Annotated in this window: 12 protein-coding genes and 1 pseudogene; 8 read left to right on the top strand and 5 right to left on the bottom strand. The window is 54.4% G+C overall.

What is annotated here, in order from left to right; translation table 11 throughout:
- Positions 1-8 precede the first annotated feature (8 nt).
- A pseudogene (locus QMO62_RS13760) lies at positions 9-724 on the bottom strand (TspO-related membrane protein).
- Positions 725-975: 251 nt separating this feature from the next.
- Here QMO62_RS13760 and QMO62_RS13750 point away from each other — a divergent pair.
- Complete coding sequence (locus tag QMO62_RS13750; protein WP_284641678.1) at positions 976-1,251, top strand: hypothetical protein; 276 nt, start codon at positions 976-978, stop codon at positions 1,249-1,251.
- A 40-nt stretch (positions 1,252-1,291) separates the two neighbouring features.
- Here QMO62_RS13750 and QMO62_RS13745 read toward each other — a convergent pair whose 3' ends face one another.
- The 4 genes from QMO62_RS13745 to QMO62_RS13730 all read right to left on the bottom strand — a co-directional run bounded on the left by QMO62_RS13745 (position 1,292) and on the right by QMO62_RS13730 (position 5,385).
- Positions 1,292-2,278 (bottom strand): ABC transporter permease, encoded by a 987-nt coding sequence (locus tag QMO62_RS13745; protein ID WP_284641677.1) that lies wholly within the window; start codon positions 2,276-2,278, stop codon positions 1,292-1,294.
- 6 nt (positions 2,279-2,284) lie between these two features.
- Positions 2,285-3,799 (bottom strand): sugar ABC transporter ATP-binding protein, encoded by a 1,515-nt coding sequence (locus tag QMO62_RS13740; protein ID WP_284641674.1) that lies wholly within the window; start codon positions 3,797-3,799, stop codon positions 2,285-2,287.
- Positions 3,800-3,875: 76 nt separating this feature from the next.
- The gene (locus tag QMO62_RS13735) at positions 3,876-4,973 is read right to left on the bottom strand and encodes a sugar ABC transporter substrate-binding protein (RefSeq protein ID WP_284641672.1); all 1,098 of its coding nucleotides are present in this window, start codon (positions 4,971-4,973) and stop codon (positions 3,876-3,878) included.
- A gap of 256 nt (positions 4,974-5,229) precedes the next feature.
- Positions 5,230-5,385 carry a hypothetical protein gene (locus tag QMO62_RS13730; protein ID WP_284641670.1) on the bottom strand — a complete coding sequence of 52 codons (156 nt, stop codon included), beginning with the start codon at positions 5,383-5,385 and terminating at the stop codon, positions 5,230-5,232.
- A gap of 172 nt (positions 5,386-5,557) precedes the next feature.
- On the opposite strand from QMO62_RS13730, the gene QMO62_RS13725 reads away from it, so the two are divergent.
- From QMO62_RS13725 to QMO62_RS13695, 7 genes are all read left to right on the top strand, one after another.
- Positions 5,558-6,454, top strand: coding sequence for an S-layer homology domain-containing protein (locus tag QMO62_RS13725; protein WP_284641668.1), 897 nt, complete (start codon positions 5,558-5,560; stop codon positions 6,452-6,454).
- A 140-nt stretch (positions 6,455-6,594) separates the two neighbouring features.
- Complete coding sequence (locus QMO62_RS13720; protein ID WP_284641667.1) at positions 6,595-7,389, top strand: alpha/beta fold hydrolase; 795 nt, start codon at positions 6,595-6,597, stop codon at positions 7,387-7,389.
- A 990-nt stretch (positions 7,390-8,379) separates the two neighbouring features.
- Entirely contained in the window at positions 8,380-9,702 is a 1,323-nt protein-coding gene (locus tag QMO62_RS13715; protein WP_284641665.1) for a hemolysin family protein, read from the top strand.
- Between the two features lie 156 nt (positions 9,703-9,858).
- The gene (locus QMO62_RS13710; RefSeq protein ID WP_284641663.1) at positions 9,859-10,947 is read left to right on the top strand and encodes a serine hydrolase domain-containing protein; all 1,089 of its coding nucleotides are present in this window, start codon (positions 9,859-9,861) and stop codon (positions 10,945-10,947) included.
- A gap of 18 nt (positions 10,948-10,965) precedes the next feature.
- On the top strand, positions 10,966-11,439 hold the full coding sequence (locus tag QMO62_RS13705) for a GNAT family N-acetyltransferase (protein ID WP_284641661.1): 474 nt from the start codon (positions 10,966-10,968) through the stop codon (positions 11,437-11,439).
- A 241-nt stretch (positions 11,440-11,680) separates the two neighbouring features.
- On the top strand, positions 11,681-12,094 hold the full coding sequence (locus QMO62_RS13700) for an HIT family protein (RefSeq protein ID WP_284641659.1): 414 nt from the start codon (positions 11,681-11,683) through the stop codon (positions 12,092-12,094).
- A complete protein-coding gene (locus QMO62_RS13695) occupies positions 12,091-12,651 on the top strand; it encodes a GNAT family N-acetyltransferase (RefSeq protein ID WP_284641657.1) in 561 nt (186 codons plus the stop codon). Before QMO62_RS13700 ends, QMO62_RS13695 begins: the two co-directional genes overlap by 4 nt.
- The last annotated feature ends 570 nt before the right edge of the window (positions 12,652-13,221 follow it).

Raw genomic sequence — 13,221 nt, 5'->3', positions numbered from 1 at the left:
AATATCCATTACGCAGCCGCAGAGGTATGGGCTTGCCTGTTCGAGAGCAGCAGCCACAGGGCGAAGCCGAGCAGAAGCAGGGCAGCCGTCCAAGAGGCATACGCGACGATCGGATCGAGCCGCAGGTTCGCTGCTCCGATGGCAATGAAGGCCCAGACAAAGACCAGTACGTACGCCGGATCGTGATAACGGGAGCCGATCAGCAGTGCGAGAACCGCGGCCACAGCGAGCAGGATGACCGTCCAGACTGTACCGGACCAGCCAAAGCCGTTCCAGCCCGCTGCGGACAAGGCAACCGTACTATTGACGATCGTCGCCACCGAGATCCAGCCCAAGTAAACGCTGAACGGCAGCTGGACAAGCAGCCGGATCACGGGATCGCCGGATATGCCTTGGGGCCGTGTGCCGAGATAGCAGCCGATCAGGGAGAAGAGCAGACCGAGCATAGCGAACACGGACGCGGCAATCTGCAGCTGGTGCCAAAGCAGCAGCCAGCCGATGTTGAAGAAGCAGCTGATCAGGAACCAAGGGTTCGCTCCCAGCACCTCCGGACGGCTGCGTCTTGCGGAGAAGCTTGCACCCAGCCGTAGGCGATCAAGAGAGCATAGATCAGGCCCCAGATCGAAAAGGCATACGGGGCCGGTGTGATCTGCACGGGAAACATAGCGGATATTTCTCCCGTCGTCCTGCCTCCAAGCGGAAGCGCATTCGCAAGTCCGTTCATCACAAGCACGGCAGCCAGCCCTAATAGGTTGAGCCACCGGAATATACCGGCAGTCATGTAACATTCCTCCCCGGAACCGTATGGAAAGTATAGAGTGAATCGGACAACTCCACTACGCTCAGTATATGTTACGGCAGAGAGCGCCATGCTGCTTTGGTTCAGGGGTACTAAAGAAACATAGTACTGTTTCCCGTTTGGCAGTGATGCTACATTGATCTTACACGCTACGATAAAGAATGGAGGCTCCTACGATGAAAATATCCCGAACCTTCACCTTCTGGCTTCTGCTGTTCTCTTCGCTGATTTGTCTCAACCACCTGACGGGCCATGATGACAAAAATATTCCCATTTTCATGACGAACCCTTTAAATATGGCGCTGGAAGGAACAGTCGCAAGGCTGCATGAGACTATGGGGAATGAAGAAGCTTGGCATGCCCTGCTGTATGCTTTGCATTTGGGGTTCTGGTTCGCGGCGGGTCTGCTCGTTGATCTGATCGCCATCAAGGTGAGAGCGGCCAAAAAATAGCCCCACCCGGCGACTGCGCCGAATGGGGCTATGTATGGGTTTATGCTCTCCGGCGGTTCAAGTGAATGAACGTAATCGCCAGTGCGAGCACAAGCACGGTGCCTTTGATGATATCGAAGGCATAGTAAGGCAGGTTGAGCATCGTCAGGCCGTTCAGCAGAACGCCGATCAGCACCGCTCCGAAGAACGTTCCGATCACGTTCGGCTTGCCGGCGCCGAGGACGGAGAAGCCGACGAACACGGCGGCGACCGCCTCCATGAGAAGCGGAGCGCCGGCGTCGATCTGGCCGGAGCCGACCCGTGCGGCGAACAAGATTCCGCCAACCGCAGCGAAGATCCCGGACAGCACATACGCTATCGTTCGAACCTTGTTGACCTGAATCCCTGAGAGACGCGCCGCCTCCTGGTTGCCGCCGGTTACGTACAGCTGGCGGCCGAAGCGGGTATAGGTCAGGAAAATATGCACGGCCACGACCGCAACGATCATTAGGACGACCGGTACAGGCAGGCCTAGCAGCTCTCCCTTGCCGATCCAGAGGAACGACTCGGTGAATTTGCCGGGGGCTTTCGTCCCGTCGGTCATTTGCATGTTGTTATAGATGGAGAAGCCCTTCGTATACGTCTTATGAACGCCACCGATGATATACATGACGGCCAGTGTGGCGAGCAGATCGGGTATACGCACCTTCACGATAAGGAAAGCGTTCAGCAAACCGATAACGATACCGATGAGCAGCGGAACCGTCAATACCACGATAAGAGGCAGCTGGTACCAAACCATCATCGTCGCCACCACCACCGTCGTTAGAGAGACGGTAGAGCCAACCGACAGGTCGAAGCCGTCGACGATCTGAGAGAACGTCACTCCAATCGCGACGAACGTAACGATAGAAATGGAACGCAATATGTCCGCCAAATTATCGTACGAAAGAAAGTGCTCATTAAGCAGGGTAAATGCAACAAAAACAGCGGCGATAATGACCAAAGCACCGTATTTATAGGAATAGTCCAGAAACTTGTCTTTCATGACGAATCACACAGCCTCCCCGCTGCTGGCATAATACAAAATCAGCTCCTGCGTCGCTTCCTCACGAGTCAGCTCCTTCACAATCCTGCCGTAGCTCATGACAAGAATCCGGTCCGCAATGCCAAGAATTTCTGCAATTTCACAGGAAAAATAAACAATGCCCTTGCCTTCCTGAGCGAGCCTGCCGATCAGGCGGAAAATATCGCTCTTCGCCCCGACATCGACGCCCTTGGTCGGCTCATCGAACAAATATACCTGCGCGTTCGTCGGCAGCCACTTGCCCACCGCCACCTTCTGCTGATTGCCGCCGCTCAAGTACTTCACAAGCTGCAGCGCATTCGTCGGCTGAATGCCGAGCTCGCGAATGCGCTCCTCCGCATTCGCCGCCTCCCGGCGGCGGCTCACGAAGCTGAGCTTGCTCAGCTGCTTCAGCAGCGGCAGCGCCAGGTTCGCCTTCACCGACTGCTCCACGAGGATGCCCTGCTTGCGGCGTTCCTCCGGAACGAGCGCAAGCCCGGCATTCACGGCGTCGGAAGGCTCACGCAGCTGCAGCCGCTGCCCGCTGAGCCGCAGCTCGCCCGCGTCCAGCCGGTCCGCGCCGAACAGCACGCGCGACAGCTCCGTCTTGCCGGCGCCGACCAGGCCTACGACGCCGACGATCTCGCCGCGCCGCACGGTCAGGTCCACGCCGCGCACCTTCGTGCCGCTGGTCAGCCCGCGAGCCTCCAGCAGCGGCTCGCCGATCGTTGCCGCCGCCTTCGGGAATTCCTCCTCGAACGGCTTGCCCAGCATTTCCTCCACGACGGCCTTCGCGTCGGTGTCCGCGGCGGGCTTCGTCGAGATGCGCCGCCCGTCTCGCATGACCGTGATGCGGTCGCAGATGCGGAACACCTCGGACAGCCGGTGGGAGATGAAGACGCAGCCGACGCCTTCGGCCTTCAAGCGCTCGAGAATGCGGAACAGCTGCTCGGTTTCCTCGCCGGACAGCGGAGCGGTCGGCTCGTCAAAAATGATCAGCCGAGCCTTCTGCACCAGCGCCCGGGCGATCAGCACCAGCTGCTTCTGAGCAATGGTCAGCTCCGCGGCCGGCCGGTCGACATCGAAGCCGCCGAGGCCGATTCCCTCCAGCGCTCGAGCGGCTTCCTGCTTGAGCCCTCGCCACTGAATCCAGCCGCTGCCGGAGGTAAGCTTGTCGAGCATGATGTTCTCCGCTACCGACAAAGTAGGAACGAGCGCGGTATCCACCTCCTGATAAACGCACTGGATTCCGCTGCGAATGGCATCGAGCGGGCTGCCGATCGACAGCTCCTGCCCCTCCAGCAGGATCCGGCCCCCATCCGGCCGGTAAGCGCCGGACAAAATCTTCATCAGCGTGCTCTTCCCGGCGCCGTTCGCTCCGAGGAGCGCGTGGATCTCGCCCCGACGGACCTCAAAGTCCACCTCCTGCAGGGCACGCACGCCTGGGAACGATTTCACAATCGCCTTCATTTGCAAAAGAGATGCGGCATCTGCATTCTTCATTAACGTTCCTCGCTCCTTCGCCCATAATCTGAAAATCCCACCGGCAGCATAGCGCCGATGGGATCATAACTCAAATTTACTTCTGCACAGGCTTCTCGGCTTGCTTCAACCAATCGGTATAGCCCTGCTGGCTGTTACCCCAGCCCTTCACATGCTCGCTAAGCTGAGCAGTGGAGATTTGCGTTTGCGGCAGCTGGTCGCGGGAAACGAATACCGGATCCAGTACAACCTTCTCAGGCGTTTGCTCGCCCTTGATCTTTTGGTAAGCGTAGCGCACTTGAATGCGGCCGATGTCTTTCGGATCTACGGCAGCGGAAGCGATCCAAGGGTTTTTCGGATTTTGGATCATTTGCAGATCCTCATCGCTCATGTCGATGCCGTATACTTTAATTTCCGTACGGCCTGCTTGCTCGATCGCGCGGGCAGCGCCCTTGGCGAATTCATCCCAGGAAGCCCAAACGGCAGCGATATCGCCTTTGTTCGGATACTTCTTCAGGATCGCTTCCATTTGCGCTTGCGTGTCCAGCGCCGTGTTCTGGGAAGCGGCACCGAAAGCGGCGATTTCTTTAATGTCCTTGTTCTTTTCAAGGAAAGACTTGTAAGCAATTTGACGACGCTCCATCGGGGCGAAGCCGGCAACCCAGATCTTCACGATGTTTCCTTTACCGCCGATATCCTTGGCAAGACGATCCAGCGTCAGTTCCGCCATCTTCTGGTCACCTTGCTCCAATACGGTAACGCCCGGAACCTTGAGGTCCGCATCGAAGGCAACAACCGGAATCTTACGCTCGATCGCTTTCTTCACACCTGCATCCAGCGCTTCAGCCGTACCGTGGTCGATGAGAATCGCGTCGAATTTCTGGTTAATGGCGGCATCCAGGTTGGAGGACATCTTGGCGAGGTCGCCGTCCGCTGTAAATACAGTGACTTTCCCGCCCAGCTTTTCCGTCTGCTCCTTCACGCCCTCAATGTATTGCGCGGAGAAGGTACCGAGGTTAATCTGCATAATGAGTGCGATCTTCTTACCGTCAAGACTTGCAGCTCCACCTGCCGCGGCATTGCCCTCCGGCTTACTTGCTTGCTCTGTCGTTGCCGGCTTGGCGCCGCAGGCGAGCAGTCCGATGGACAGCACCAGCACGAGAAGCATGACAACGGATTGTTTCCACTTGCTCATAATAAATAATTCCTCCCCTATGTATATGTTTCTGATAAACCCAATGGGTTTACTTGGTTATCCGTATTCTACCACCGTTCATGGGAAGCGGTCAATATGTATGTAAGATTTTTCAAGGAAATTCGTCATTGATCGACAAATCTATGGAATAATTGTACATTTTATCACAAGGGTAAATAAATGAAAATAGCCCTCCGGTATCCAAAGTTTGGATTCGCGGAGAGCTTCTGTTATATATGCCTTAGACTACAATGGTTTAACGAATCAGGAAGCCTAACGCTACTACGGCCACCGATATATAATGCAGCAAATCAAGCCAAGGCTTACGCAGCTTCTGCATGCAAGTAAACGCACGGTAACCGGAACGGGCAATAATCAAAATCAAAGCAATCTGAATTAAGGATTGGGGCATTCGGCATCCCTCCAATTAGATAAATGAATCGGCGTATTTCTAATTGTATGCCCGGATTTGCCGCTCATACCGATTTTATTCGCCGGAGCTGCAACCTTTGACGAGGTGCCGGCGTCATGAAGGTAACTCCGGAGTACTTCCCATTTTCGTGATAAAGGTGATGATGATCCTAATGAAAAAAGTAGTAACTCTTCTTACGACGGCTGCGCTGTTATGCTCTGTAACGGCCGGCTCGGTGTTTGCTTTTAACGACATAGACAGCCCTGAGCAGAAGGAATCGATTATGACCTTGAAATCCCGCGGGATCGTAAGCGGCGTCGATGCGGAGAGATTCGCTCCAAAGAACAAGATCAGCTTCGCTCAAAGCATACAGCTGCTGGTGAAGGGTCTGGACCTGAATATCGATAACATCCGGTTTATTAAGAAGCCTGAAGCCTCCGACTATTTTACGACGGTCGCCAATGACGCTTGGTATGCCGAAGCTTTTATCATTGCTCATCTTAATGGTTTGTCGATTCCGAAGGATGTGGATCCGAACGGCACCATTACGAGAGAGCAGTTTGCGCACCTGCTGATTCAGGCTATCGATACGAAGGGAAGCTTCCCGGTGATCAAGATGCTTATCAACCTGAAGGATGCCGATCAGGTGGATCCTCAATATAACTACAGCCTGCAGCGGCTGTTCCTGCACAAGCTCTCGACGCCGATAGATGGAATGGCGTATCCGAAGCGCGAGATCACCCGCGGCGAAGCGGCCGTATGGGTGCACAATGCGATCAAGTTCGTGGAATCCCACACCGAGAAGCCTGCCCCGGCGGAAGAGGTTCAGGTTACCGTGGAGAAGGTGAGCGAGGAGGTCAATAAGGTGACGCTCTCCCGCGGGGAGAAGCCGAGCTCAGGATATGCCATCGCCATTACCGGCATTCGCTTCGAGGGCGACAAGGCCTATGTGCAGTATGCCGTGACGGATCCGAAGCCGGACATGAGCTATTTGACCGTCATTACGGAGCCTAAGGCCGTAACGTACGTCTCAACCAAGTATCAACCGGTGGCAGAGCCGGTAAAATAACAGGCTTAACGCGGCCCGACAGCCTGCACCTTTACGCTCGGTGCATACTGCCGGGCTTTTTTATCATTTTGGCTAGGGTGGGGGAGAAGAGATATAATAGGAGTAAGCATGGAGATTAAGCGGAAGGTTGTGGTCAGAGGATGGACAAGCGATATGCCGATGTAAACGGAGCGAGGCTTGCTTATTATGAAGCGGGAAGCGGACAGCCGGTTGTGCTGCTGCACGGATTTTGCGGCAGCTCGGCGTATTGGGACGAGGTCGTGCCGCTGCTGCAGACAGAGCTTCGGGTGATTGTTCCCGACCTGAGGGGGCACGGGGCTTCCTCGGCTCCCGATACGAGTTCCTCTATGGAGGAGATGGCTGCGGACATTGCAGGATTGCTTGACACGCTGGCGCTGAAGCAGGCGAGTGTCTTAGGGCATTCGCTGGGAGGTTATATTACGCTGGCTCTTGCGGAGCAACATGCCGATCGGCTGACGGCCTTCGGATTGGTGCATTCCACCGCGTTCCCCGATGATGAGAAGGGCAAGGAAGGCCGATTGAAGGGAATGCAAACGATAGGGGAGCAGGGACTGCCTGTGTTCTTGGAGGGTCTGATTCCCCGGCTGTTCGCTCCTAAGCATGTGGAGTCGATGCCGGAGGCTGTGACCAAAGCGCGGCAGATCGGTCTCGGGACTTCCCCCGGCGGGGCGATTCGGACGCTGGAGGGCATGCGAACGCGACCTGACCGGAACCAGGTGCTGTCCGAGGCGAAGGTGCCGGTCCTGCTGGTAGCCGGGGAGGAAGACCAGATCGTGGCTCCGGCTCGAACGTTCTCCGCGTCAGGAGGACACATCCGTCAGGCGCTCATCGCAGGAGCCGGCCATATGAGCATGATGGAAGCGCCGCGGCAGCTGGCGGACGAGATTCTGGCATTCTTCAAGGGCCAGGCGTAGCAGGAGCACGGAGCGGGCGGGTGCTGCCGGGCTTTGGTGCATCATGGTAATTAAGCTATAACGTATTGGGTAATGGAGTTGAAAGCTGCATTTTGCAGAATGGTGTTCAAAGTTTTGGGGGCTGGATACGGGGGAGGCCATAGGGTGTCGCCGTGTGCTTAAACAGACGAAACGGCCAAAAACGCCTGCTGTAACGTTGTGAAATCACCTTAACTTGCCAAACGTGAGTTCGATTAGGCCAGTAGGTGAAAAAATAACGTGGCACCCTATGCCTGTCAAGGTCAGGAAACGGTCGCTGTAACGTTATAAAATCACCTTAACTTGCCAAACATGAGTTCAACTAGGCCAGTAAGGTGCAAAAATAACGTTACCTGGCACCCTATGCCTATCAAGGTCAGGAAACGGTCGCTGTAACGTTGTGAAATCACTTTAATTTGCCAAACGTGAGTTCGACTAGGCCAGTAAGGTGAAAAAATAACGTTACCGCGCGTCCGGTGCCTATCACGGCCGGGAATATTGGGCCAGTAACAACAAAAGTTGCTTAATGGATGTTGACGCTGCTCCAAAAAATGTCTCCGGCCTCTAATTGAGCCTCGAAACGTGCATAATTGGTTGGAAAGACTAATGTTTAGCCATCACTCCCATGCTTAAAAGACCTAGCCGCACCTCGCAGGCTAGGTTTTTCATATTGCGGCATTCTTTCTCAAGGCGAAATATGTATTTCTCGATTAGACTCGGGAGCTTTCATCGAAATTCCTTCGCTATCGTCCAAATTGACGCAAAATGACCCGTAAGAAGCGAAAAAGTTCACAAATGTAGGCCGTACATTCCCGTTCCATCCCCTTATCGCCGGGGAAGACCCGGACGGTTCCTTGTGATTGCTCGTTATTGCTTTATAATGATATATAAGCGATACGACTCTGTATGGCTATCTAAACATACTTCAAGGAGGTGTACCTATTCGCTCAAGAGGAGTGGATAGGAAACTAATTGGGTGATCCTTTACCTGCCTTATGGAACATTGCATTAATACTTGCTTTGGTGCTTGTGAACGGTTTCTTTGTCGCCGCGGAATTCGCGATGGTGAAGGTCCGCAATACCCGGATCGAAGCATTGGTTCTGGAAGGCAACAACAGCGCGAAGTTTGCGCAAAACATTCTTACCAACATTAACGCGTATTTATCGGCATGTCAGTTGGGTATCACTTTAACGTCACTAGGCTTAGGTTGGGTCGGCGAGCCCGCCATTGCCCAAATGCTTGAACCGCTCTTAATCGATTATTTCGGATTAAATGATGTAGCACTGCATACCATATCGTTTATCATCGCCTTTTCCATTATGACCACGCTGCATATCACCTTGGGTGAGCAGTTCCCGAAGACGTACGCCATACGTAAGTCGGAGGAAGTGACGCTGTGGGCGTCGATTCCGCTTCTAGTTTTTTACAAAATTATGTTTCCGTTTATCTGGGTCCTGAACGGACTGTCCAACTGGATGCTGCGCATTGTCGGGATTGAGCCTGCTCAGGAGCACGAAGCGGCGCATACGGAAGAAGAGATTCGCGTTTTGATGAAAGAAAGCCACAAAAGCGGTCTGATTGACAATACGGAGATCGCGCTGGTCGACAATATATTTGAGTTTACGGAAACGAATGCCCGTGAGATCATGATTCCCCGTAAAGAGATGAGCTGCTTGTATGCGAATCTTGATTTTAAGGAGAACATGGACATTGCGATGCGGGAGATGCGTACACGGTATCCGGTATGCGATCCCGATAAGGACAACATCATCGGCTTCGTTCATATAAAGGATTTGCTAAAAGCGCAATTTAATGTATCCGATCTGCGAAAAATGCTTCGTCCGATTATGAAGGTTCCTGATTCCATGCCAATCAGTAATCTGCTGAAGATGATGCAGAAGAAAAAGGTGCAGATGGCGCTGCTGATCGATGAATATGGCGGAACGGCGGGACTTGTTACTCTTGAGGATATTCTGGAGGAAATCGTCGGGGAAATTCAGGACGAATTCGATACGGAGGAGCGCCAAAGCATTGAGAAGAAGGACGACAAAACCTTCTCGATTGACGGCCGCTTGCTGATTGATGAGTTTAACGTTCACTTCGGCTTGAATATTACCTCTGAGGATTATGATACGTTGGGCGGATGGATTTACTCTCAGATTGAGATTCCTCCGAAGAAGGGCCAAGCGATCATGTACAATGACGAGTATGAATTCATAGTGGAAGAAACGGACGATCTGCGAATCTCCCGGATTTTGCTGAGACAGCTGGATCCGCAGGTCCAGACGGCGTAACCATAGATGAAGACTGTACCCTAATTGAGGGGTACGGTCTTTTTTAGTATTAGCAGGAATATTTGACCAGAGGATAGAAATAAAGATCTAGGGAAAGACCGGCAATCGGCAGGGAAATACGATTGGATTATTGCGCTGCGATGGGGGAACTAGGGGATGAGCTTATTGGTGATGAATGAGGAAAGGCTTGCCGCCGCCTTCCGTTTGCTTGACCGAGAAACGAAGCGCAAGGTGACGCCGGGAGCGGTCGCCGTCGTCAGCTTGGCGGGACGTAAATATTTCCATGTTGCGGGACGGGCTGTGGATACGGAGGAGACCAAGATTCCGGCGACGCTCGGGACAATCTACGATACGGCTTCCCTCACCAAGACCGCAAGCACGCTGCCGCTTATCCTGATACTGCTGGAGCAGGGCGAGCTTCGCTTGAAGGATCCCGTTGCTTACCATTTGGCGGAATTCGGAGGCAACGGGAAGGAGGAGGTCACGATTCGGCAGCTGCTGACCCATACGTCGGGCTTGCGGTCCCATGTGAATCTGCACTCCCACGGCTGGTCGGCCGAGCAGATCCTGGCGCATGTGTACGAGCAGGAGTTGGCAGCTAAGCCCGGAGAGCGCATTGAATACAGCGACCTTGGCTATATCGTGCTGGGGCAGCTGGCAGCGTCACGGTTCGGCATGCCGCTCGATGCGGCGGCTCGAAGATATGTTTACGAGCCGCTGGGGATGAGCGATACGATGTTTGTACCTCCAGTGGAGTTCAGGGGACGGATAGCGGCGACGGAGTGGGATGACCAGACTGGGGCTCCGCTTTGGGGCGTAGTTCACGACGAGAATGCCAGGGCAATGGGAGGCGTGTGCGGACATGCAGGGCTGTTCTCGACGGCTCATGACCTGTCGCGTTATGCCGACCTATGGGCAGGGGGCGGTTCGGTGAACGGCAGGAGGCTGTTTTCCGAGGCTACGGTACAGGCGGCAACCCGTTCCTGGACGCACGGTCTTCCGGGAGGCCGGCGCGGACTCGGCTGGTCTCTCAAGGGGGATTACTGGGATGCGTCGGGAGACCTGCTGTCCGAGCGATGCTACGGTCATACCGGATTCACGGGAACAAGCTTGTATATCGATCCGGACCGGGAGCTTAGCGTGGTGCTGCTGACGAATCGTGTGCATTACGGGCGCGGAGTGTCTGTCGTGAGGCTGCGGGATTGCTTCCATAACGCCGTCGCGGCGTGTCTTGAACAACAATAGGGAAGGAAGTGGACGGTCATGTCCGATATGTTAGTTAAGCTGTACGAGCTTCCGGCAGTGGAGCCAGTCCTTGCGGAGCTGGCGGAGCAAGGGGTCGATATTCGCCGCGCGATTGCGCCGGAGAAGCATGTTGTCGTGGCTTGGGTTCGCGAGCACTTCAACGAGGCGTGGGCAAGCGAGTGCGAGGCGGCGTTCGCGAATCAGCCGGTGTCCTGCTACATTGCGGTGAAGGATGGAGCGCTGATCGGCTTCGGCTGTTATGACGCTACGTGCCGTAACTTCTTCGGACCCACCGGCGTAGCCTCCGACGCGCGCAAGCAGGGTGCGGGCAAAGGGCTGCTGTTGGCCTGCCTGCAGGCGATGAAGCTGTCCGGCTACGCCTACGCGGTGATCGGAAGCGCCGGACCTAAGGAGTACTACAGCCGTATTGTCGGCGCTACGGTGATTGAAGGCTCCACCCCTGGGATCTATAGGGGAATGCTGCGGAAGTAATGCGGAGAAAACCTGGCTGTGGCTAGGTTTTCTTTTTCATGCTGCTGCATGATGTCTGTGCTGCAGGATCGCAATCAAAACAAGGATTTAGACTGGTGTAAGGTCGATCGGCCGGATTTACGTTGCATACTGTGCAATAGAGGCGGCTTGATGGGCTTGTTTTGAGCGGTTTCGTTGCAAAAGCTGCAGGGAGTGTTGTTTTCGCCACCGTGAATCCACCCAACAGGAGGTCCGAAGAATTATGGAATGTTTCGGCTGCCGGTTAGCAAACCGGACCATCGAGGCACAGATCATCTACGAGGATGAACATATAACTTGTTTATTGGACATCGCTCCGTTAAACGAAGGACATACGTTAATCCTGCCCAAAAGGCACTACCTGGACTTGGAGGAGCTCGACGAGCAGACCGTTCAATCGGTCTATCAAGCGTCGATCGTTGTAAGTAAGGCGTTAAAGCGACTTTATGAGCCGGATGGCATCACCGTGATGCAAAATGGCGGGCGGTTTAATGACCTCGGTCATTATCATATGCATGTGTTCCCCAGGTACAAGGAGGATGGGTTCGGGTGGCTGGAGCCGGTAAACGATGCTGCGGACAGGCTGAAGGAAACCTGCCGCGCCATGACTGCCGCTGTACAAGAGGTATCGCCTTGAACACTAACATGACCGCGAACAGCATCCGCGGAAAACGTGTTCTGCTGAGGAAACCGACTCCCCGAGACCTCGTCGATTATGTCTCTTATGACTGTGGCAGCGAGCTCATGAGAATGCTTGGACGTGACAGCAGACATCCCTTGATGAACACACATGAAGCCGCCGTTGCCTACTTCGAGAACATCCGTTCAGCCGAGCACAAATGGTGTATCGAATATGAGGGACGTTTTATCGGCAAGGCGGGACTTCGGCAGCAGGCTGCAGACCATCGTGCGAGATACTCAATCAGCATTCTGGATACTTCCTGCTGGGGCAAGGGGATCGGCACAGAAGTAACGGAACTCATTCTACAGTATGCCTTCGAGAAGCTGAGGCTGCATAGAGTGGATCTGCGTGTTTTGGAATATAATCGACGGGCGAGAGCTTGCTACGAAAAGTGCGGCTTTGTCGTGGAGGGAGTAGAGCGAGAAGGGGCGTTCATCGACGGGTGTTATGAAACGGACGTTATCATGAGCATACTGGACCGCGAATACAACGCCCTAAACAAGCTGCGATGATTTGTGCTTGACAACCGCCTCGTCCCCTCGATATAATCGTGAACAATCAAAAGCTTCGATCAAGGACATGAAGCCTTACTGACGCTGTACAGAGAGAGGGGACCTGGCGCTGCAAGCCCCTTCGGCGATCTTGAGGACTTTACCCCCTTGTAGCTGCGTGCTGGAAATCATGAGGTACCCATGAGAGTATAGTTCGCCGGGCACTCCCGTTACAGAGACTGATGAGGATTCGCATAGCGGTCAAGCACGTGCGGATTGAATTAGGGTGGAACCACGAGCGCGCTCGTCCCTTTGCGGGATGGAGTGTGTTTTTTATATACGGAACAATAATCATCAAGCGTTGACCAAGGACATGAAGCCTTATGCGATGCCGCACAGAGAGAGGGAACCCGAGCTGAAATTCCCTCCGGCGATCCTGAGGACTTTACCCCCTTGCAGCTGCAGGCTGGAAATCGTGATATGTCATGAGAGTATAGTCTGCCGGGTGCTCCCGTTACAGAGCTGATGAGGATTCGCCGGTCATGCAAGCCAGGGCGGATCGAAGTAGGGTGGAACCACGAGCGCACTCGT

The organism is Paenibacillus silviterrae (assembly GCF_030167925.1).
GTDB lineage: Bacteria > Bacillota > Bacilli > Paenibacillales > NBRC-103111 > Paenibacillus_G > Paenibacillus_G silviterrae.
The sequence above is the reverse complement of the archived record's forward strand: the minus strand, read 5'-3'. Positions and strand labels throughout refer to the sequence as shown.

Excerpts from the sequence above, each read along its gene's own strand:
- QMO62_RS13750 (WP_284641678.1), top strand. The coding sequence starts at position 976 with ATGAAAATATCCCGAACCTTCACCTTCTGGCTTCTGCTGTTCTCTTCG.
- QMO62_RS13745 (WP_284641677.1), bottom strand. The coding sequence starts at position 2,278 with ATGAAAGACAAGTTTCTGGACTATTCCTATAAATACGGTGCTTTGGTC.
- QMO62_RS13740 (WP_284641674.1), bottom strand. The coding sequence starts at position 3,799 with ATGAAGAATGCAGATGCCGCATCTCTTTTGCAAATGAAGGCGATTGTG.
- QMO62_RS13735 (WP_284641672.1), bottom strand. The coding sequence starts at position 4,973 with ATGAGCAAGTGGAAACAATCCGTTGTCATGCTTCTCGTGCTGGTGCTG.
- QMO62_RS13730 (WP_284641670.1), bottom strand. The coding sequence starts at position 5,385 with ATGCCCCAATCCTTAATTCAGATTGCTTTGATTTTGATTATTGCCCGT.
- QMO62_RS13725 (WP_284641668.1), top strand. The coding sequence starts at position 5,558 with ATGAAAAAAGTAGTAACTCTTCTTACGACGGCTGCGCTGTTATGCTCT.
- QMO62_RS13720 (WP_284641667.1), top strand. The coding sequence starts at position 6,595 with ATGGACAAGCGATATGCCGATGTAAACGGAGCGAGGCTTGCTTATTAT.
- QMO62_RS13710 (WP_284641663.1), top strand. The coding sequence starts at position 9,859 with ATGAGCTTATTGGTGATGAATGAGGAAAGGCTTGCCGCCGCCTTCCGT.
- QMO62_RS13705 (WP_284641661.1), top strand. The coding sequence starts at position 10,966 with ATGTCCGATATGTTAGTTAAGCTGTACGAGCTTCCGGCAGTGGAGCCA.
- QMO62_RS13700 (WP_284641659.1), top strand. The coding sequence starts at position 11,681 with ATGGAATGTTTCGGCTGCCGGTTAGCAAACCGGACCATCGAGGCACAG.